25 protein-coding genes are annotated in these 17,443 nt (G+C 40.8%); all 25 read right to left on the reverse strand.

The features are described from left to right. Positions 1–78: 78 nt before the first annotated feature. The gene (locus AA0017_RS18405) at positions 79–1,209 is read right to left on the reverse strand and encodes an ABC transporter permease (RefSeq protein WP_413376843.1); all 1,131 of its coding nucleotides are present in this window, start codon (positions 1,207–1,209) and stop codon (positions 79–81) included. Beyond that, positions 1,206–1,805 (reverse strand): hypothetical protein, encoded by a 600-nt coding sequence (locus tag AA0017_RS18410; RefSeq protein ID WP_413376845.1) that lies wholly within the window; start codon positions 1,803–1,805, stop codon positions 1,206–1,208. Before AA0017_RS18410 ends, AA0017_RS18405 begins: the two co-directional genes overlap by 4 nt. Further along, positions 1,802–2,929, reverse strand: coding sequence for an ABC transporter ATP-binding protein (locus AA0017_RS18415; RefSeq protein WP_413376847.1), 1,128 nt, complete (start codon positions 2,927–2,929; stop codon positions 1,802–1,804). Before AA0017_RS18415 ends, AA0017_RS18410 begins: the two co-directional genes overlap by 4 nt. 38 nt (positions 2,930–2,967) lie before the next feature. After that, positions 2,968–3,978 carry an ABC transporter substrate-binding protein gene (locus AA0017_RS18420; RefSeq protein WP_413376849.1) on the reverse strand — a complete coding sequence of 337 codons (1,011 nt, stop codon included), beginning with the start codon at positions 3,976–3,978 and terminating at the stop codon, positions 2,968–2,970. Between the two features lie 280 nt (positions 3,979–4,258). Then, positions 4,259–4,576 (reverse strand): hypothetical protein, encoded by a 318-nt coding sequence (locus AA0017_RS18425; RefSeq protein WP_413376851.1) that lies wholly within the window; start codon positions 4,574–4,576, stop codon positions 4,259–4,261. 628 nt (positions 4,577–5,204) lie between these two features. Next, positions 5,205–5,597, reverse strand: a complete 393-nt coding sequence (gene rpsI, locus AA0017_RS18430) for a 30S ribosomal protein S9 (protein WP_413376852.1) — start codon at positions 5,595–5,597, stop codon at positions 5,205–5,207. Between the two features lie 20 nt (positions 5,598–5,617). Beyond that, positions 5,618–6,055, reverse strand: a complete 438-nt coding sequence (rplM, locus tag AA0017_RS18435) for a 50S ribosomal protein L13 (RefSeq protein ID WP_413376854.1) — start codon at positions 6,053–6,055, stop codon at positions 5,618–5,620. 194 nt (positions 6,056–6,249) lie between these two features. Then, on the reverse strand, positions 6,250–7,005 hold the full coding sequence (gene truA, locus AA0017_RS18440) for a tRNA pseudouridine(38-40) synthase TruA (protein WP_413376855.1): 756 nt from the start codon (positions 7,003–7,005) through the stop codon (positions 6,250–6,252). A 13-nt stretch (positions 7,006–7,018) separates the two neighbouring features. After that, complete coding sequence (locus tag AA0017_RS18445; protein WP_413376857.1) at positions 7,019–7,819, reverse strand: energy-coupling factor transporter transmembrane component T family protein; 801 nt, start codon at positions 7,817–7,819, stop codon at positions 7,019–7,021. Beyond that, positions 7,819–8,688, reverse strand: a complete 870-nt coding sequence (locus AA0017_RS18450; protein WP_413376859.1) for an energy-coupling factor transporter ATPase — start codon at positions 8,686–8,688, stop codon at positions 7,819–7,821. Before AA0017_RS18450 ends, AA0017_RS18445 begins: the two co-directional genes overlap by 1 nt. Continuing rightward, a complete protein-coding gene (locus AA0017_RS18455; protein ID WP_413376861.1) occupies positions 8,664–9,500 on the reverse strand; it encodes an energy-coupling factor transporter ATPase in 837 nt (278 codons plus the stop codon). Before AA0017_RS18455 ends, AA0017_RS18450 begins: the two co-directional genes overlap by 25 nt. Before the next feature lie 141 nt (positions 9,501–9,641). Then, the gene (gene rplQ, locus AA0017_RS18460; RefSeq protein ID WP_003322642.1) at positions 9,642–10,004 is read right to left on the reverse strand and encodes a 50S ribosomal protein L17; all 363 of its coding nucleotides are present in this window, start codon (positions 10,002–10,004) and stop codon (positions 9,642–9,644) included. A gap of 89 nt (positions 10,005–10,093) precedes the next feature. Continuing rightward, entirely contained in the window at positions 10,094–11,038 is a 945-nt protein-coding gene (locus AA0017_RS18465; protein WP_413376863.1) for a DNA-directed RNA polymerase subunit alpha, read from the reverse strand. Between the two features lie 168 nt (positions 11,039–11,206). Further along, positions 11,207–11,599: a 30S ribosomal protein S11 gene (gene rpsK / locus AA0017_RS18470; RefSeq protein WP_413376865.1), complete on the reverse strand. Its 393-nt coding sequence runs from the start codon at positions 11,597–11,599 to the stop codon at positions 11,207–11,209. A 21-nt stretch (positions 11,600–11,620) separates the two neighbouring features. Beyond that, positions 11,621–11,986 (reverse strand): 30S ribosomal protein S13, encoded by a 366-nt coding sequence (gene rpsM / locus AA0017_RS18475; RefSeq protein ID WP_413376867.1) that lies wholly within the window; start codon positions 11,984–11,986, stop codon positions 11,621–11,623. A 19-nt stretch (positions 11,987–12,005) separates the two neighbouring features. Beyond that, entirely contained in the window at positions 12,006–12,119 is a 114-nt protein-coding gene (gene rpmJ / locus AA0017_RS18480; RefSeq protein ID WP_003322638.1) for a 50S ribosomal protein L36, read from the reverse strand. A gap of 101 nt (positions 12,120–12,220) precedes the next feature. Beyond that, the gene (gene infA / locus AA0017_RS18485) at positions 12,221–12,439 is read right to left on the reverse strand and encodes a translation initiation factor IF-1 (protein ID WP_003322635.1); all 219 of its coding nucleotides are present in this window, start codon (positions 12,437–12,439) and stop codon (positions 12,221–12,223) included. Positions 12,440–12,546: 107 nt separating this feature from the next. Then, positions 12,547–13,296, reverse strand: coding sequence for a type I methionyl aminopeptidase (map, locus tag AA0017_RS18490; RefSeq protein ID WP_413376870.1), 750 nt, complete (start codon positions 13,294–13,296; stop codon positions 12,547–12,549). Continuing rightward, positions 13,293–13,946, reverse strand: a complete 654-nt coding sequence (locus tag AA0017_RS18495) for an adenylate kinase (protein WP_413376871.1) — start codon at positions 13,944–13,946, stop codon at positions 13,293–13,295. Before AA0017_RS18495 ends, map begins: the two co-directional genes overlap by 4 nt. Positions 13,947–14,020: 74 nt before the next feature. Beyond that, the gene (gene secY, locus AA0017_RS18500; protein WP_413376873.1) at positions 14,021–15,313 is read right to left on the reverse strand and encodes a preprotein translocase subunit SecY; all 1,293 of its coding nucleotides are present in this window, start codon (positions 15,311–15,313) and stop codon (positions 14,021–14,023) included. Then, a complete protein-coding gene (rplO, locus tag AA0017_RS18505; protein WP_003322630.1) occupies positions 15,313–15,753 on the reverse strand; it encodes a 50S ribosomal protein L15 in 441 nt (146 codons plus the stop codon). The genes secY and rplO overlap by 1 nt, the downstream gene beginning before the upstream one ends. Before the next feature lie 33 nt (positions 15,754–15,786). Continuing rightward, positions 15,787–15,975: a 50S ribosomal protein L30 gene (gene rpmD / locus AA0017_RS18510; protein WP_003322629.1), complete on the reverse strand. Its 189-nt coding sequence runs from the start codon at positions 15,973–15,975 to the stop codon at positions 15,787–15,789. Positions 15,976–15,988: 13 nt separating this feature from the next. Beyond that, positions 15,989–16,489 (reverse strand): 30S ribosomal protein S5, encoded by a 501-nt coding sequence (gene rpsE / locus AA0017_RS18515; protein WP_003322628.1) that lies wholly within the window; start codon positions 16,487–16,489, stop codon positions 15,989–15,991. 21 nt (positions 16,490–16,510) lie between these two features. After that, entirely contained in the window at positions 16,511–16,873 is a 363-nt protein-coding gene (rplR, locus tag AA0017_RS18520) for a 50S ribosomal protein L18 (RefSeq protein ID WP_413376875.1), read from the reverse strand. Between the two features lie 30 nt (positions 16,874–16,903). Continuing rightward, complete coding sequence (gene rplF, locus AA0017_RS18525) at positions 16,904–17,440, reverse strand: 50S ribosomal protein L6 (protein ID WP_413376877.1); 537 nt, start codon at positions 17,438–17,440, stop codon at positions 16,904–16,906. Positions 17,441–17,443: the final 3 nt, after the last annotated feature.

A 17,443-nucleotide genomic window follows, 5' to 3' on the forward strand; every position in this document is an offset into this window, starting at 1 on the left:
CCGATAATCACCAACATAATTTCCACATAATTGAAGAATTATAAAAAACGTTATCTGTCCTTGGCTCATGCCACCTACTTAATATAAGGAGTTTTTCGTCATTTTATTGGCGATAAACTGCAAAACGAGAACAATGGCGATAATTAAAATCGCCATAGCTGAAGCCGTGTACACTTCTCCACGTAATAAATTTTGGAAGACGACGAGACTCATCGGAGCCCAATCAGATGGAGCCATCAAAATAGTCACACTCGTTTCCTTAATAACCGTCACAAACACTAATATCGAACCGGCTGCAATCCCTGGTAGCATTAAGGGCCCAACAACCGTCATTATTGCCATTAACTTTGAAGCTCCAAGATTGACCGATGCTTCTTCAATATCTGGTTTAATCGACATCATCGTTCCCATCGTCGAACGAATCATATAAGGCATCCGCCTAATCGCATAAGCAATTATTAATAAAGTCGCCGTCCCTGTTAATTGTAAGGGAGCCGTGTTAAACGTTTGAATATAAGCAATCCCTAAAGCAATACCTGGAACGATTAATGGAATAGACGAAATGAAGTCTAGCTTCACCGCGTTCTGCCTAACAACAAAATAAGAAATGAGTGTCGAAACAATGACACTGACGACTAAGGCCCCAATGGCCAGAACAATACTATTCAAAATGTTACTCGTTGAACGACTAAAAATTGTTTGATAATGATTCAATGTATAACCACGAGGTAATAAATCGGCTCCCCATGTTGTCGCAAAGGATTGTAAGCCAACCGATAAAACAGCGAGTAGAGGAATTAACACAATTAAACCCGTATAAATCGCTAAACCGTTTGTCACCCACTTGTTATCGTTTAACTTCATTTGTTTTGGCTTACCCGATAACGTACCATAATTTTTGCCTTTGGTGACAAGACGCTGCAACCAAAAGAAGAAAGCCGCTACAATGACCATCACGACCGTTAAAATGGAAGCACCAGCCCAGTTAAAAAAGCCGGAAATTTCACGATAAGCCTCAACAACGATTAAGTTTAAGCCGTCTGGAGCCAAAATGATTGGTGTTCCAAAGTCTGAGAAACTCACTGTAAAAATTAATAAAGCACTTGAGATGATCCCTGGAATTGCCAAAGGAAGTGTAACAAAGGCCATTGTAATCCAGTTTTTCGCTCCTAAATTTTGTGAGGCTTCTTCTAATGAAATATCACTCAATCTAAAAGCAGCCACCATTGGCCAAAGAGCAAATGGGAAGAAAAAAAGATTTGGACGAGCACAATTCCCATCATTGAATAAACATTAAATAGACTTCCGTCTCCACCTAATGATTGATATAAGGTCGTTACCCAACCCGTACGTCCGAACATAATAATAAAACCAGCAGCCGAAATAAATGTAGGGACGATGATTGGTAATGTACATAAAGCCGCATAAAATTTCTTTAACGGCATCGTCGTCCGAGCAAAACCATAAGCTATCGGCAAACAAATGAGGATCACAAGGGTAGACACACCTAACGAAAGCATCAAACTGTTCAAAAGAGCATTGGAGTATGTCCCTCCAACCAGTAACTTCTCATAATGTTCAAAAGAGGCATTGGCCAGTCTTTCGAGATTTATTTTGAAAATATCCGGATTGACAAGCGAACCTAAAATATTAACGGGTTGTCCGGTAAAACTAACAAGGAACACGGAGAATAATGGCAAAACGAGAAATAGAGCAAAAAAAGCAATGACGACCCATTTCATTAACGATAAACTATCAAATCTTGAGAAGAACCGCCCTTTAGAAGAGTGGCGTTTTTTACTCATATTAATAACACCCTCTCTGGATCAACGGTAACTTTCACATCCTCTCCATTCGTTAGCACACGTTCTCCAGGAACATAGATTTTCTCGATTCCTACTTCGTGTTCACCGACTTTTACATCGTAACGAATGTTTGGCCCCAGGTAAGTATGCATAAGTACCTGACCTTCTATTATATTTACATGATTTGTTTCAGTATCTTTGTGGTAGACATTCATACCTTCTGGACGAATTAATACGTTCATATCGTTGGCTTCCTTAGAAAAGCTGGATCGCAAGACAAATCCATCTACTTGAATGACACTTCCTGTTGTCGTTCTTTCGACAATCGTTCCTTGGAATAGATTCGATGAACCGACAAAATCAGCAACAAAGGGATTCACTGGATGACTATATAGTTCAGTTGGTGTCGCATTTTGAATAATTTCACCGTCCTTCATCACCGCCACACGGTCAGCCATACTCATCGCTTCCTCTTGATCATGGGTCACAAAAATCGTCGTAATCCCGACATCTTGTTGGATTCTTCTAATCGTCGTTCTCATCGTATTTCTTAACTTTTTATCTAAGTTAGATAACGGCTCATCCATTAATAAAACAGATGGCTCCATCACAAGCGCTCTAGCTAAAGCAACACGCTGCTGCTGTCCGCCAGATAGTTCACTCGTACCCCGCTCAGCTAAATGACCTAATTCTACATAATCGAGTGCTTCCGAAACTTTATTCACTATATGTTTTGGTGGTTTCGCTAAACGTCTGCTTAGTAAGCGGGCAAAACTACTTACTTTTGTGCCAAATCCACCTTGATAAAGATCCCGAATCGTTAATCCATAAGCGACATTTTCAAAAACATTGTAATGCGGAAATAAAGCGTAACTTTGGAACACCATTCCACAATTTCGTTTATTAGCGGGAACATGATTGACCACTTGCCCATTAATAAAAATCTCACCGGATGTTGGTGTTTCAAATCCGGCGATACACCGCATCGTAGTCGTCTTTCCACACCCCGAAGGGCCAAGAAGGGCAAAAAACTCCCCTTCTTTAATATCAATATTTACATGATTTAACGCGGTAACATCGCTATTATATTTTTTGATTAGATTGTTTACCACTACACCACTCATAAAATTGCCCTCCTAGATTCACTTTCCAAACAATTGACTTATTGATATCGTTCTCTCCATTCATTTCGAATGCGATCATAGTTGTCTACAACCCAGTCAATATCTAAATCCATCGCATGATCTTTTAAGCTCTCCAGCGTTAGAGGGGATTTCCCTTCAACTTCCGGATCAACTGGAATATGGAACCAATCGGCTTTAATTTGTTGTCCTTCTGTCGACAGCATAAAGTCGATAAACTGTTGAGCCCCTTCTGGATTTGGACCATTTTCAATAATCGCGACAGGGTTCACGAGTACTGGTGTGTTTTCAGGAATATGGAAATCAACCGACTCGCCACGGTCCTTCATTTGGTACGCCATAAAGTCAAACCCTACACCGATAGACGCTTCCCCCGTCGAGGCGGCTTGTGCGGGTGCTCCACCAGAGTCAGGGAAACTGCTGACATTCTCAACTAACGCATCAAAGTACTCCCAACCAGCCTCTTCCCCTTTGTCCATTAACTGACTTAATACAAGCAAAGTAGCTGTACCGGATGCGGCTGGGTTTGGAATTTGAATTTCTCCTGCCCACTTCTCATCTAATAACTCGTCCCACGTTTGCGGCAATTCGGATTCATCAACTAAATCGGTATTATAAATTAATCCCAGAACAAATACTTCTAGACCAACCCAACGATAATCTTCATGCCTCATTTTAATTCCGTCTTGGTAAACGTCCCAATCTTGGGCAAGTTCAGGTGTATAAGCTCCAATGAAACCCCTTTCAATCGCAGACTCAAAAGGTAAAATGCCGCCCCCACCATACCAAACGTCCGCTTGTGGGTTATCCATTTCAGCAATCATTTGATTTACTAATACATTTGTCCCTGCATAGTTCACATTGACCGGTATTCCTGTTTCTGCTTCAAATGCTTCGGCAATTTCACGCGTCATATCTGGTGTTTCCGGTGAATATAACGAAACCGCCCCACCTTCAGCATCTGAGTTACCACAAGCAACTAAAAAGAATACCACCGTTAATAACATAGCTCCCCTAAGAAAACGACTCACTTTAAATCCCCCCTAAATGAATAAAACACTTCTCGTCCATTTTTTTCCCTAAAAAAGAGAAGAGATGTTTCCACCAACAAATAAACGAATTTGTCGAGGTATTTCTCTTCTGCTTTCTACCATGTATATGTTTTATCAAAATAGAGTTATTCTAGCTATTTTCAAAAGTCGCTAAGATAGAGCTTTCGTAATATGCCCTTTTTTATCCCTTAGTAACTAATAAGCATTTACCTATCTATATCCTCCAATAATTTACGATCTTCTAATCGGACGAGATTTTTTAATAAAAACCTGGGTAATATGGATACGGTGGGTAATAATACGGTCCAGGTCCATAATACGGATTCAGCAATGTACCAGCTGCTAATCCTCCTAATAACCCTCCGACAAATGGTCCGCCAAATCCAAAGCCGAAACCAGGTCCACCGCCCCAGCCAGGACGCCCTCCCCAGCCTCCTGGTCTAGGTCTGCCTCCCCAACCGCCAGGACGACGACCGGGGCGTCCACCCCAAGGTCTTCTCACCAGTGAATGGTCAATTGAATGAGTAACCGGCATTTGTTGTCCCGTATAAAACGTATGTTCATGTTGATTATTCATCATCATTTACCTCCTTTAATATAAAGCGAAGCCCGTTTGCTCAGAAGCGAGAAAAAATACAGGGCGGACTAAAAAGTCGCTTTTTGACTTTATAGGACGACCGATTTTTCTCGAGCTTCTAACGGACGTAGCTAGATTGAATATAAAGCGAAGCCTGTTCGCTCAGAAGCGAGAACATTAAGGATCAACGCTAAGTTCGCGCATCCTGCCGCAACGCCTTGTACCCACGTCCTGTGGGCAGGGTCGGCTGATGAAGACGCTCTTTGTCTTCACTCAAACGAAACGATTTTTCTCGAGCTTCTCACAGGCTCAGCTGGATTAACTAATGGTAACAGTATATGCATATGTCTAGAATTGTTTTGGGCAGGTAACTAATTTAGAGGAAAAGGACGGGGAGTGCTTAAGATATTTTTTATAGGTTCATGTTTGATTAAATTTCAAGGCAGTTTGCGTTGTCGAAATGATTCATAAGCAGGATTGATTTTGGATAAAGAGAACTCTCTTTTCGTTCAATAATCCACCCCTTAAAGCTTTACCATTCAAACCTGACTTTAGCACAGCAAGTTTTAAACAGCATAAAAAAGAACCCTCTCCCCAAACAGGGAAAAGAGTTCTTTGATTGAAAAGATTAACGTTTCGAGAACTGAGGTGCACGACGTGCTGCTTTAAGACCGTATTTTTTACGTTCTTTCATACGTGCATCACGAGTTAAGAATCCAGCTGTTTTTAATGCTGGACGGTTATCTGGGTCTACAGTAAGTAGAGCACGTGAGATACCGTGACGGATCGCACCAGCTTGACCAGTGTAACCACCACCGTTAACGTTAACGTGAATGTCGTATTGACCTTCAACGCCCGTTTCAACTAGTGGTTGCTTAACGATAAGCTTTAAAGTTTCAAGATTAAAATATTCATCCATTTCGCGGCCGTTAATAACTACACGACCGTCGCCAGGCAATAGACGTACACGAGCAACAGAGTGCTTACGACGACCAGTACCATAATATTGTACTTGTGCCAAAATAATACCCTCCCTATCTATTAACCACGAAGTTCGTATGCTTCTGGTTTTTGAGCTTGATGATTGTGTTCGCTACCAGCAAATACATGAAGTTTCATGCCTTGTTTACGACCAAGAGTGTTCTTTGGAAGCATCCCTTTGATTGCAAGTTCAAGCATACGCTCAGGTTTGTTTGCGCGCATGTCGCCAGCTGTTGTTTGTTTTAAACCACCTGGGTGATTTGTGTGACGGTAGTAAATTTTGTCTTTTAATTTATTACCTGTTAATTCGATTTTCTCCGCATTGATGATGATTACGTGATCACCAGTATCAACGTGTGGAGTGAATGTTGGTTTGTGCTTACCACGTAGGATAGAAGCAACTTCTGAAGCTAGACGACCAAGTGTTTGACCTTCTGCATCAACAACATACCACTTACGATCAACTTCATTTGGCTTTGCCATATATGTTGTACGCATGATTTTTTACCTCCTAAAAACGCTCGCGTTCATTTCTTTTTTATTTTACTTAAAACCATTGTCTCTTGTAACATTCCGCAACCCGGGGCTAGTGGGTTTTTAGAATTACCATCTAACATCATATAATATCTGAAACCCAATGTCAACACGTTACACACGGCTTCGTTGCTTTTATTCTTATTTTTTTATCCTATTCAAGAAAATATTGGTTCCGAGTAATTTACTTGATGAAGATACAGTCCATGACCAGGTGCAGTTTTGCCTGCTTTTGTCCGATCGCACCCTTCTATAATTGCCTGAAGTTCACGCGGATCGCGTTTTCCGGTGCCGACCTCAAGCAAAGTTCCGACCATGATTCGGACCATATTATAAAGGAATCCATCGCCCTCTACGATAAACAATAGCTCATCACCCACATGTTGAAGCTCAAGCCTTGTCACCGTCCTTATTTTGTCAACAACGCTCGTATTAGCCGCACAGAAGGCACTGAAGTCATGTCTGCCCACTATATGTTGTGCTGCTTCTTTTATCGCCTCGATGTCTAGTGTTTCCTTAAAATGATAGCAGTGATTTCTTCTAAAAAGGTCTCCTTCCTTAGTTGGAAGTAACCGATACCGATATTGTTTGGAGATAGCCGAATAGCGAGCATGAAAATCTTCTGAGACTGCTACTGCCTCTATTATACGTATATCATTAGGTAATAAGGCATTAAGTGCTTTTGCCCAACGTGAGACAGGGATCTCTAGACTCGTTTCAAAATGAAACACTTGTCCGGTCGCATGCACCGTTGAATCCGTCCGCCCCGAAGAATGAATACGAAGCTCCTCACCTTTATGAATCTTTTTCAAGTTGGCTTCGATTTCCCCTTGGATTGTACGTTTTCCAGGCTGGACTTGATACCCTGCAAAATAAGTGCCTTCGTAGGCGACTTTACAAGCAATTTTTCTCATTGGAAGTATCTCCTTATATCATTCTTAACCAAATAATCACTATTCCTAAAACGATACAGATCAAAAGACTAAACGTATCCCGCCAGCTCCAAACAAGCTCCCTTAATTTCGTTCGACCTTCGCCACCTTGATAACCTCTCGCTTCCATCGCCAAAGCAAGTTCCTCTGCTCGCTTAAAGGCACTCATAAATAACGGTACTAATAAAGGCATTAATGCTTTAATTCGTTCTTTCCAAGGCCCTGACGTTAAGTCAACACCGCGAGCCATTTGAGCCTTTAATATTTTCTCCGCTTCCTGTAAAAAGGTCGGAATAAACCGAAGAGCGATCGAGATCATTAAAGCAAACTCATGGGCAGGCAATCGAACTTTCTTTAACGGCGTTAAAAGCTGCTCTAACCCATCTGTTAATTGCATCGGACTTGTCGTCAACGTCACTAGAGATGTAATCGCCACAATCGATATTAGCCGTACCGCGATAAAGGTCCCTTGGTTAAAACCATTCTCGTGCACCGATAAAGGCCCTAACTCTAACCAAACAGCTCCCCCTTTTGTCATAAAAAGATGCAAAAGAAACGTAAAGGCGACAAGAATAAAAATCGGCTTCAGCCCTCGATAGAGAAAATAAAACGGAATATGCGATAGCCACATTAAAAAAATAGCAAACCCAACAAATAAAAACATTCCATACCAATTCGACGTCAAAAAAACGAGCAACATAAGCAAAAAAGCGGCAATAATTTTCGTCCGTGGGTCTAACCGGTGTAAAAAAGACTCCACTGGCACAAATTGACCAATAATGACATGACTAAACATTAGGTTGACTCCCTTTCACTTAAGTGCCGGTCAATATAAGCGACCACTTTATCGAGGTCATAATAAAGTTCATCGTCTGTGAGTGAAAATTTTTCTTTAAAAGCATACAGAAATTCGACTTCCTCTGGTAAAGACAAACCGAAACTTCTTAGCTTATCCACTTGGCGAAAGATTTCATCACGAGTACCGACCATTTCAACTTTTCCTTGATCGAGCACAATAAAATAGTCGGCATAACGGGCAGCGTCCTCCATTTGATGGGTAATCAATATCGTCGTCGTGTCATGTTCCTGATGATAACGTGAAAACAAATCAAGCATCGTCTCACGCCCTTCTGGATCAAGCCCAGCGGTTGGCTCATCTAAAACCAAAACCTCTGGCAAACTAACGAGTACTCCCGCTATTGCGACACGCCTCATCTGCCCACCACTTAATTGAAAAGGAGAAGAATCCAACAAACTCTCGTCTAAACCGACTTTAGGTAAAATCTCCATCATTCGTTCCTCTGCCAATTGTTCACTCATGCCAAAATTTCTCGGTCCAAAACATATGTCTTTTCTGACCGTCTCTTCAAATAACTGATGCTCAGGGTATTGAAAGACCATCCCGACCTTTTGACGTAGTGACTTATAATCGGTAAACCTTTCACCTGTTTTTATAACAAACGATCCGACCTGAACCGTGCCTTTAGTTGGTTTTAACAATCCGTTTAAATGCTGAATAAAGGTCGATTTCCCTGAACCTGTATGCCCAATCACGGCTGTAAAAGAGCCAGATGGAATTTCAACATTTACATTAGTTAAAGCCCTTTTTTCAAAAGGAGTTCCAGCCATATAGAGGTGCTCTACTTGTTCAAGCTTAATGTCCATAATGCCTCAATCAACTCCTCTTCGGTTAATACAGGTGGATACACGCTACGGTCATAACTTTGTAGTCTTTCTTGAAGAGCGACAATAAAGGGAAGTCGTAACCCAGCTTTTTGAACAATCTTCTTATCTTGAAAAAGAGCAAGAGGGCTTTTGTCAGCAATAATCTTTCCCTGTTCAAGTACAATCATTCGCTCTGCTTCAGCTGCTTCTTTCATATCATGAGTAATGGAGATAATCGTGATGCCTTGCTCGTTTAGCATCCGCATAATTTCTAGTACTTCTTCCCTTCCATTAGGATCGAGCATAGAAGTAGCTTCATCAAAAATAAGAACTTCTGGTTCTAAGGCTAATACACCACAGATGGCCACACGTTGCTTTTGTCCACCTGAAAGGCGATGTGGTTCCATATCCATTAATTCATGAACACCGATCAACTTGGCATAATGAGCTATCCTCTTGACCATGATTTCACGTGGCATTCCTTGGTTCTCTAATCCAAATGCAATGTCATCTCTTACGGTTGTCGCCACAAATTGATGCTCAGGGTTTTGGAAAATCATCCCGACCTTTTGACGGATCCCCCGTAAATCGTCGGGCTTACTCGTTTGTAAACCATCAATCAAAATGGTGCCCTCTGTTGGCTGATTAAGTCCATTCATTAGTCGACCTAGCGTCGATTTACCCGAGCCATTCCGTCCAACAATCGATACCCATTCCTTTGCTCGAATCGATATAGACAGTTCGTTAATTGCGGCTTCCTCGCTACCATCATATTGATAAGTAACTTTGTCAAATAAGATGAGGTGATTCACCTAAAGTCCACCCCCATGCCTTAAGGCAATAGAATAAGTTCGTATAACAAAAAAAGGGCTCCACAGTAAGAGCAGCAAGTGCTCTCATTCTGTCGTGCCCTAATCGTAAACATTTATAGAGAGCCGTCTAACGTAAAAACGTTAAACAAGCTCAATAATGACCATTGGAGCACCGTCTCCACGACGAGGTCCAAGTTTTAAAATACGAGTATATCCACCTTGACGCTCTTCATAACGAGTTGCGATATCAGAGAAAAGTTTTTGGATTGCATCTTGACCAGACTCTTCATCTGCAACCTCACGACGAATAAATGCTGCCGCTTGACGACGAGCATGTAAGTCGCCACGCTTTCCAAGAGTGATCATTTTCTCAACGATTGAACGAAGCTCTTTTGCTTTCGCCTCAGTCGTTTCGATACGCTCATTAATAATAAGGTCAGTAGCTAAGTCGCGAAAAAGTGCTTTACGTCCAGCACTGTCACGGCCTAATTTTGCGTATGCCATAGTTCGTTTCCCTCCCTTAATCAATACTTTTCCCTAAAAGAGAACAAGTATAAAAGTCAATTCATGATGTAAATCATTGCTGCCTAAACTTAATCTTCTTTACGAAGACCAAGACCTAGTTCACCAAGCTTCTCTTGAACTTCTTCTAAAGATTTACGTCCAAGATTACGTACTTTCATCATGTCTTCTTCTGTTTTTTGTGTAAGCTCTTGTACAGTGTTAATGCCCGCACGTTTTAAACAGTTATAAGAACGAACAGATAAATCAAGCTCTTCAATTGTCATTTCAAGAACTTTTTCTTTCTGATCCTCTTCTTTTTCGACCATGATTTCCGCATTTTGTGCTTGATCCGTTAAACCGACGAAGATGTTAAGGTGTTCTGTTAAAATCTTCGCACCTAAAGAAACCGCTTCTTCAGGTCGAATACTTCCATCAGTCCACACATCAAGAGTAAGTTTGTCATAATTCGTCACTTGACCGACACGAGTATTTTCTATTTGATAGTTTACACGTGATACTGGTGTGTAAATCGAGTCGATCGGAAGAACACCAATTGGTTGATCTTCATTTTTATTTCCCACAGCCAATACATAACCACGGCCACGTTTGGCTGTTAAACGCATACGAAGGTTTGCACCTTTTGCTAAGGTAGCAATATATAAGTCAGGGTTCAACACTTCGATATCACTATCATGTGTTAAATCTCCCGCTCTTACTTCTCCTTCACCTTGTACATCAATTTCCAAAGTCTTTTCTTCATCTGAATATATCTTCAGTGCTAGCTTCTTCAAGTTTAAGATGATTGTTGTTACGTCTTCTACAACCCCTTCGATTGTAGAAAACTCATGTAAAACCCCATCAATTTGTACTGAAGTAATCGCCGCACCCGGTAGTGATGATAGAAGAATACGACGTAAGGAGTTTCCTAGAGTTGTACCATACCCACGTTCTAGTGGTTCTACTACAAACTTTCCGTACTTTGCGTCTTCACTAACTTCAACCGTTTCAATAATTGGCTTTTCGATTTCAATCATTAAACAAACCCTCCTTCAAAACGTCGAACTCCGGTAGACTGTTAGGAAAGCCTAACCGGACATCCCATTAGGCAGTTCCCAACCGTTTCACCTTACTTGCCAACTGGATTTTTTTCCGTCTTATCCATTATTGACACATTCAGGAAATCTATACAATGATTGATTCCGTTACACTCTACGACGTTTTGGCGGACGGCAGCCGTTATGTGGAACTGGAGTCACATCTTTGATCATGTTGACTTCTAGTCCGACAGCTTGTAATGAACGAATTGCAGCTTCACGACCCGCGCCAGGACCTTTTACAGATACTTCGATTGTTTTCATGCCGTTTTCCATTGCTGTTTTTGCCGCAGCTTCTGCCGCCATTTGAGCAGCAAATGGAGTTGACTTACGAGAACCCTTGAAGCCTAATGCTCCAGCACTTGCCCATGAAATTGCATTACCGTGTACATCAGTAATCGTCACGATAGTGTTGTTGAATGTTGAACGAATATGTGCAACACCCGATTCAACATTTTTACGTTGACGACGCTTTGGACGAGTATTCGTTTTCTTAGCCATTGCTTATACGACCTCCCTTACTTATTTCTTCTTATTCGCTACAGTACGACGAGGACCTTTACGCGTACGTGCATTGTTTTTAGAGTTTTGACCACGAACTGGTAGACTACGACGGTGGCGGATACCACGATACGAACCAATTTCAATTAGACGTTTAATGTTAAGAGAAACTTCACGACGAAGGTCTCCTTCTACTGTGTGTGCTTCTACAGCTTCACGAATGCGACCTAGCTCTTCTTCAGTTAAGTCACGAACGCGTGTACTTTCTGAAACACCAGCTTGTGCAAGAATTTCTGTTGATTTAGCTTTTCCAATTCCGAAGACATACGTAAGTGCAATGACTACACGTTTGTCACGAGGAATATCAACACCAGCAATACGTGCCATTAATTAGCACCTCCTTATATTAACCTTGCTTTTGTTTATGTTTCGGGTTTTCACAAATAACCATAACCGTCCCTTTACGACGGATGACTTTGCACTTTTCACAAATCGGCTTGACAGATGGTCTAACCTTCATTTTTGTTACCTCCTTATGGTACGGAGTGCATGAGATTTAAATTGACTTAAACAGATCGAATTCAAAAACGAACAACGTTTTTTGTTAACGATGAACGCTATTTATTTATAACGATAAGTAATTCGTCCACGAGTTAAATCATAAGGTGAAAGTTCAACAGTCACTTTATCACCAGGTAAAATTCGAATAAAGTGCATTCTAATTTTTCCCGATACGTGTGCTAAAACTTTATGTCCATTTTCTAACTCTACACGAAACATTGCATTAGGAAGTGGTTCAATTACTGTACCTTCAACTTCAATTACATCCTCTTTCGCCATAGGTATTCACGCTCCTTCCTTCAGTAAATCTTGTATATACAAAAAGTTGCTCACCTATATGCAACCTTTAATTAGTCACATGTTAATCACTTCAAAACTATCGAAATCTAATCAGCTTTTGTTAAAATCTCAAAGCCTGAATCAGTAATCGCAATAGTGTGCTCAAAGTGGGCACAATTCTTTTTGTCAACTGTCTCAACCGTCCAGTTGTCTGCAAGAGTTCGCACATATCGCGAACCAGCATTCACCATCGGTTCAATCGCTAAAACCATTCCTGGTTTTAAACGTGGTCCTTTACCAGGGGGACCGTAATGAGGGATTTGTGGATCCTCATGTAAGTCTTGCCCAACGCCATGTCCAACATACTCACGCACAATCGAAAAACCAAAAGGCTCTACATATGACTGAATCGCATGAGATATATCTGATAGCCGACCACCAGGCTGTGCCTGTTCTAGACCTTTGAAAAGGGAAGCTTCCGTGACTTCAAGCAATTTCTTGTCGTCATCACTAATATCCCCTACTGCATATGTCCAAGCAGAATCACCATGATATCCGTTGTAATATGCCCCGATGTCAATACTGATGATGTCGCCATCCTTCAGCACGCGATTCCCTGGAATACCATGTACTAACTCTTCATTTACTGAAGCACAGATACTACCTTTGAATCCATTATAGCCTTTGAAAGAGGGTGTTGCATCGTGAGAACGAATAAACTCTTCAGCTATTTTGTCTAGTTTAATTGTTGTTACACCAGGCTTGATATATTCTTGTAACGCTTGATGTGTAAGAGCAACAATCGAACCGGCTTCACGCATTATCTCAAGCTCGCGCTCGGTTTTACAAATGATCATGCATGAATTCCTCTTAATAATTGATCAATATCAGTAAAAACAACATTAATGTCTTGGTCACCTTTAATATTTTCAAGATAACCTTTTGCCGAGTAAAAATCGATAAGAGGTTGTGCTTGTTGTTGATTCACTTCAAGACGTTTCTTAACCGTTTCTGGTTTGTCATCGTCACGTTGAATTAATTCACTACCATCTAGGTCACATACACCTTCCACTTTAGGTGGATTGAAAATCACGTGATACGTTTTTCCAGATGTAGGTGATACCCGTCGACCTGTTAATCGATCCATCAACAGCTGCTCCGGTACATCAACATTTAAAACATAATCAATCTTACGTCCCATTGATGACAGAATATCTTCTAATGCTTCTGCTTGTGCAACAGTACGAGGAAAACCATCAAGTAAAAAGCCATCTTTACAATCATCTTCATTAAGACGTTCGCGTACAATACCGATGGTTACTTCATCAGGAACTAACTCACCCGCATCGATAAAAGATTTTGCTTTAACACCTAGATCAGTTTGGCCTTTAATTGCCGCACGAAACATATCACCAGTTGAAATGTGAGGAATTTGATATTTTTCTACAATTCTCTCAGCTTGAGTTCCCTTACCAGCGCCTGGTAAACCCATTAAAATAAGATTCACTAATATCCCTCCAATATCCATTATAACAACTAAGAGAAACAGGACGAGAAAGCCTTCTTACCCTGCTCCCCTTTTTACTTAATAAACCCTTTATATGAACGTTTAATTAATTGACTTTCAATACGTTTCATCGTATCTAATGCTACACCAACTACGATTAACAATCCAGTTCCACCAATTTGAATTGCTTGTGGCAACCCGAGTAACTTTGTAAAAAAGACCGGAAGAATTGCTACAACCGCTAAGAAGATTGCGCCAACAAACGTTAAACGATATAAAATGCGCGTTAAGTAAGTTTGTGTTGATTTTCCTGGACGAATGCCTGGGATATAGCCACCTTGTTTTTTAAGGTTTTCAGCCATCTGCTCAGGGTTAACTTGAACAAATGTATAGAAATACGTAAACCCAATAATTAATGCCGCATAAACAATCATCCCAACAGGGTTAGTATAATCGAAATACGTAATAATCCAGTTTGAAACAGCATTATCTCTACCGAAAAATCCTGCAACGACTGGTGGGAACATAAACAACGATAATGCGAAGATAACCGGAATTACCCCTGCAGCATTTACTTTAATTGGTAAATGCGTTGACTGTCCTCCAACCGGGCTACGACCAGCTAGACGCTTTGCATACTGAACTGGAATTTTTCTTAATGCTTGCTGTATAAATATTACTCCAACTGTAATTGCCAAAATCGCAAGCAATAATAACAAAATGGTTACAATGCTTAGGAATAATTGGTCACCTGCATTTTCAATTTGAAGTGCGTAAATCTGGTTAACCGCATTTGGAATTCCAGCAGCAATACCAGCAAAAATTAAGATAGAAATACCATTTCCGACACCATATGCAGTAATTTGTTCACCTAACCACATAAGGAATGCCGTACCAGCAGTTAAAACGAGAGCTATAAATATATACATTGGAATTGATGGGTTAGGAATTAATCCTGGGAACATAGCATTAAACCCAACCGACATTCCTAACGCTTGAATGAATCCTAAAACGATCGTTCCATATCGAGTAAACTGAGTTAACTTACGTCTTCCAGCTTCTCCTTGTTTTGCCCATTCTGCAAACTTAGGAACTACATCCATTTGTAATAACTGCACTACGATCGAGGCAGTAATATATGGCATAATCCCCATTGCAAAAATTGAAAAGTTCCCTAATGCTCCCCCGCCAAACGTATTGAGAAAACCAAAAGCATTAGCTTGGTCTACAAAGTTTAGTACATCACTATTAGAACCTGGTATAGGAATAAAGCTCCCAATCCTAAATACAATGAGCATAAGAAGGGTGAATACGACCTTACGACGGATATCACCCACCCTAATGATGTTGGAGATCGTTTGGAACATTAAATCACCTCTGTTTTTCCGCCAGCAGCTTCGATTGCTGCTACAGCTGAGGCCGAGAACTTATTGGCTTTAACCGTTAAGTTCTTTTCAATTTTACCGTTACCCAAAATCTTAATACCGTATTTAACGTTTTTCACAGTACCAGACTCAATTAGTAATTCAGGTGTTACTTCAGTACCTTCCTCAAAACGATTAAGAGTATCTAAATTAACAACCGTAAATTCCTTACGAGTTGGATTAGTAAAACCACGTTTTGGCAAACGACGGTACAGAGGATTTTGACCACCTTCAAAACCTGGACGTACACCGCCACCAGAACGTGAATTTTGACCTTTGTGTCCTCTACCTGATGTTTTTCCGTTTCCAGAACCGATACCACGACCTACGCGGTTACGAACTTTACGTGATCCTTCTGCAGGTTTTAACTCATGAAGTTTCATGTCGACACCTCCTCATTAATAAGAATAATGATATTATGCTTCGATCTCTGTTACTGTTAAAAGGTGTGAAACCTTATTTACCATACCGCGAATCGCTGCGTTATCTTCTTGAACTACTGTTTGATGCATTTTACGTAACCCAAGTGTGTTAACTGTAACGCGTTGGTCTTTCGGACGACCGATAAGACTACGAGTGAGGGTAATTTCTAATTTCTTAGCCATTTAATGTCCCTCCTTATCCTAACAGTTCTTCTACTGATTTACCGCGAAGTTTCGCAACTTCTTCAGCACGCTTAAGGCTTGATAATCCTTGCATAGTAGCACGTACCATGTTGATAGGATTATTTGAACCAAGTGATTTAGAAAGAATGTCACCTACACCTGCAAGGTCAAGAACCGCACGTACAGGTCCACCTGCAATAACTCCAGTACCCTCTGAAGCTGGTTTTAATAATACACGACCTGCTCCAAAATGTCCTGTTACTAAATGTGGAATTGTTGTACCAACAACTGGTACTTCAATGAGGTTTTTCTTCGCATCTTCTACCGCTTTACGGATAGCTTCAGGAACTTCCTGAGCTTTACCCATACCGAAACCGACATGACCGTTTTTATCGCCAACTACAACCAATGCAGCAAAGCGGAAACGACGTCCACCTTTAACAACCTTTGCTACACGATTGACAGCTACTACTTTTTCTTCAAGTTCCAACGTATTAGGGTCAATACGACGCATTCGTTTTCCCTCCTTTTTTGTTTAAAATTCTAGACCAGCTTCACGAGCTGCGTCTGCTAAAGTTGCTACACGTCCGTGGTATATAAAACCGCCACGATCAAAGACAATGACTTTATGTCCATTCTCAACTGCACGTTTTGCTACAAGTGCTCCTACTTGTTTAGCAGCTTCTGTATTACTACCGTTTTCTAAACCTAACTCTTTATCTAAAGATGAAGCAGATGCTAAAGTAACACCATTTACATCGTCGATTAATTGAGCATAGATATGTTTAGATGAACGGAATACATTTAAGCGCGGACGTTCAGGAGTTCCTGTAATTGTGCGACGAACGTGAGCGTGTCTTTTCTTACGTGCCGTATTTTTATTAGGCTTCGTAATCATTGAACGTCAGTCCTTTCCGTAATTTAATGATTATTTACCAGTTTTTCCTTCTTTACGACGGATGTGTTCACCTTCGTAGCGAATTCCTTTTCCTTTGTAAGGTTCAGGTAGACGTACAGAACGAATGTTAGAAGCAACAGCACCTACACGTTCTTTATCAATACCTTTTACGATTACTTTCGTATTTGAAGGAACTTCGATTTCGATTCCTGCTTCAGGAACGATTTCAACTGGATGTGAGTAACCAACGTTAAGTACAAGCTTTTGGCCAGATTTAGTAGCACGGTAACCGACACCGACTAATTCTAAACCACGCTCATAACCTTTTGTTACTCCTTCTACCATATTGCCAATCAAACTAGCAGTTGTACCATGAAGAGCTTTGTGCTCCTTTTTATCAGATGGTCGTTCAACTGTAATTTGCTTTTCTTCAACGTTTACTTTCATGTCTGAATGAAGTTCACGTGTTAATTCACCTTTAGGTCCTTTAACTGTAAAAGTTGTACCATCAAGAGTAACTGTAACACCACTTGGAACTTCAACTGGTTTATTACCAATACGAGACATACA

It is taken from the genome of Alkalihalobacillus phoenicis (genome assembly GCF_047302405.1).
GTDB lineage: Bacteria > Bacillota > Bacilli > Bacillales > Bacillaceae_D > Alkalihalobacillus.

Excerpts from the sequence above, each read along its gene's own strand:
- rpmJ (WP_003322638.1), bottom strand. The coding sequence starts at position 12,119 with ATGAAGGTTAGACCATCTGTCAAGCCGATTTGTGAAAAGTGCAAAGTC.
- rplF (WP_413376877.1), bottom strand. The coding sequence starts at position 17,440 with ATGTCTCGTATTGGTAATAAACCAGTTGAAGTTCCAAGTGGTGTTACA.
- rpmD (WP_003322629.1), bottom strand. The coding sequence starts at position 15,975 with ATGGCTAAGAAATTAGAAATTACCCTCACTCGTAGTCTTATCGGTCGT.
- rpsE (WP_003322628.1), bottom strand. The coding sequence starts at position 16,489 with ATGCGTCGTATTGACCCTAATACGTTGGAACTTGAAGAAAAAGTAGTA.
- rpsK (WP_413376865.1), bottom strand. The coding sequence starts at position 11,599 with ATGGCTAAGAAAACGAATACTCGTCCAAAGCGTCGTCAACGTAAAAAT.
- secY (WP_413376873.1), bottom strand. The coding sequence starts at position 15,313 with ATGTTCCAAACGATCTCCAACATCATTAGGGTGGGTGATATCCGTCGT.
- AA0017_RS18425 (WP_413376851.1), bottom strand. The coding sequence starts at position 4,576 with ATGAATAATCAACATGAACATACGTTTTATACGGGACAACAAATGCCG.
- rpsM (WP_413376867.1), bottom strand. The coding sequence starts at position 11,986 with ATGGCACGTATTGCTGGTGTTGATATTCCTCGTGACAAACGTGTAGTC.
- AA0017_RS18445 (WP_413376857.1), bottom strand. The coding sequence starts at position 7,819 with ATGTTTAGTCATGTCATTATTGGTCAATTTGTGCCAGTGGAGTCTTTT.
- AA0017_RS18415 (WP_413376847.1), bottom strand. The coding sequence starts at position 2,929 with ATGAGTGGTGTAGTGGTAAACAATCTAATCAAAAAATATAATAGCGAT.
- rplR (WP_413376875.1), bottom strand. The coding sequence starts at position 16,873 with ATGATTACGAAGCCTAATAAAAATACGGCACGTAAGAAAAGACACGCT.
- AA0017_RS18450 (WP_413376859.1), bottom strand. The coding sequence starts at position 8,688 with ATGGACATTAAGCTTGAACAAGTAGAGCACCTCTATATGGCTGGAACT.
- rplM (WP_413376854.1), bottom strand. The coding sequence starts at position 6,055 with ATGCGTACAACATATATGGCAAAGCCAAATGAAGTTGATCGTAAGTGG.
- map (WP_413376870.1), bottom strand. The coding sequence starts at position 13,296 with ATGATCATTTGTAAAACCGAGCGCGAGCTTGAGATAATGCGTGAAGCC.
- truA (WP_413376855.1), bottom strand. The coding sequence starts at position 7,005 with ATGAGAAAAATTGCTTGTAAAGTCGCCTACGAAGGCACTTATTTTGCA.
- AA0017_RS18465 (WP_413376863.1), bottom strand. The coding sequence starts at position 11,038 with ATGATTGAAATCGAAAAGCCAATTATTGAAACGGTTGAAGTTAGTGAA.
- infA (WP_003322635.1), bottom strand. The coding sequence starts at position 12,439 with ATGGCGAAAGAGGATGTAATTGAAGTTGAAGGTACAGTAATTGAACCA.
- rplO (WP_003322630.1), bottom strand. The coding sequence starts at position 15,753 with ATGAAACTTCATGAGTTAAAACCTGCAGAAGGATCACGTAAAGTTCGT.
- rplQ (WP_003322642.1), bottom strand. The coding sequence starts at position 10,004 with ATGGCATACGCAAAATTAGGCCGTGACAGTGCTGGACGTAAAGCACTT.
- AA0017_RS18410 (WP_413376845.1), bottom strand. The coding sequence starts at position 1,805 with ATGAGTAAAAAACGCCACTCTTCTAAAGGGCGGTTCTTCTCAAGATTT.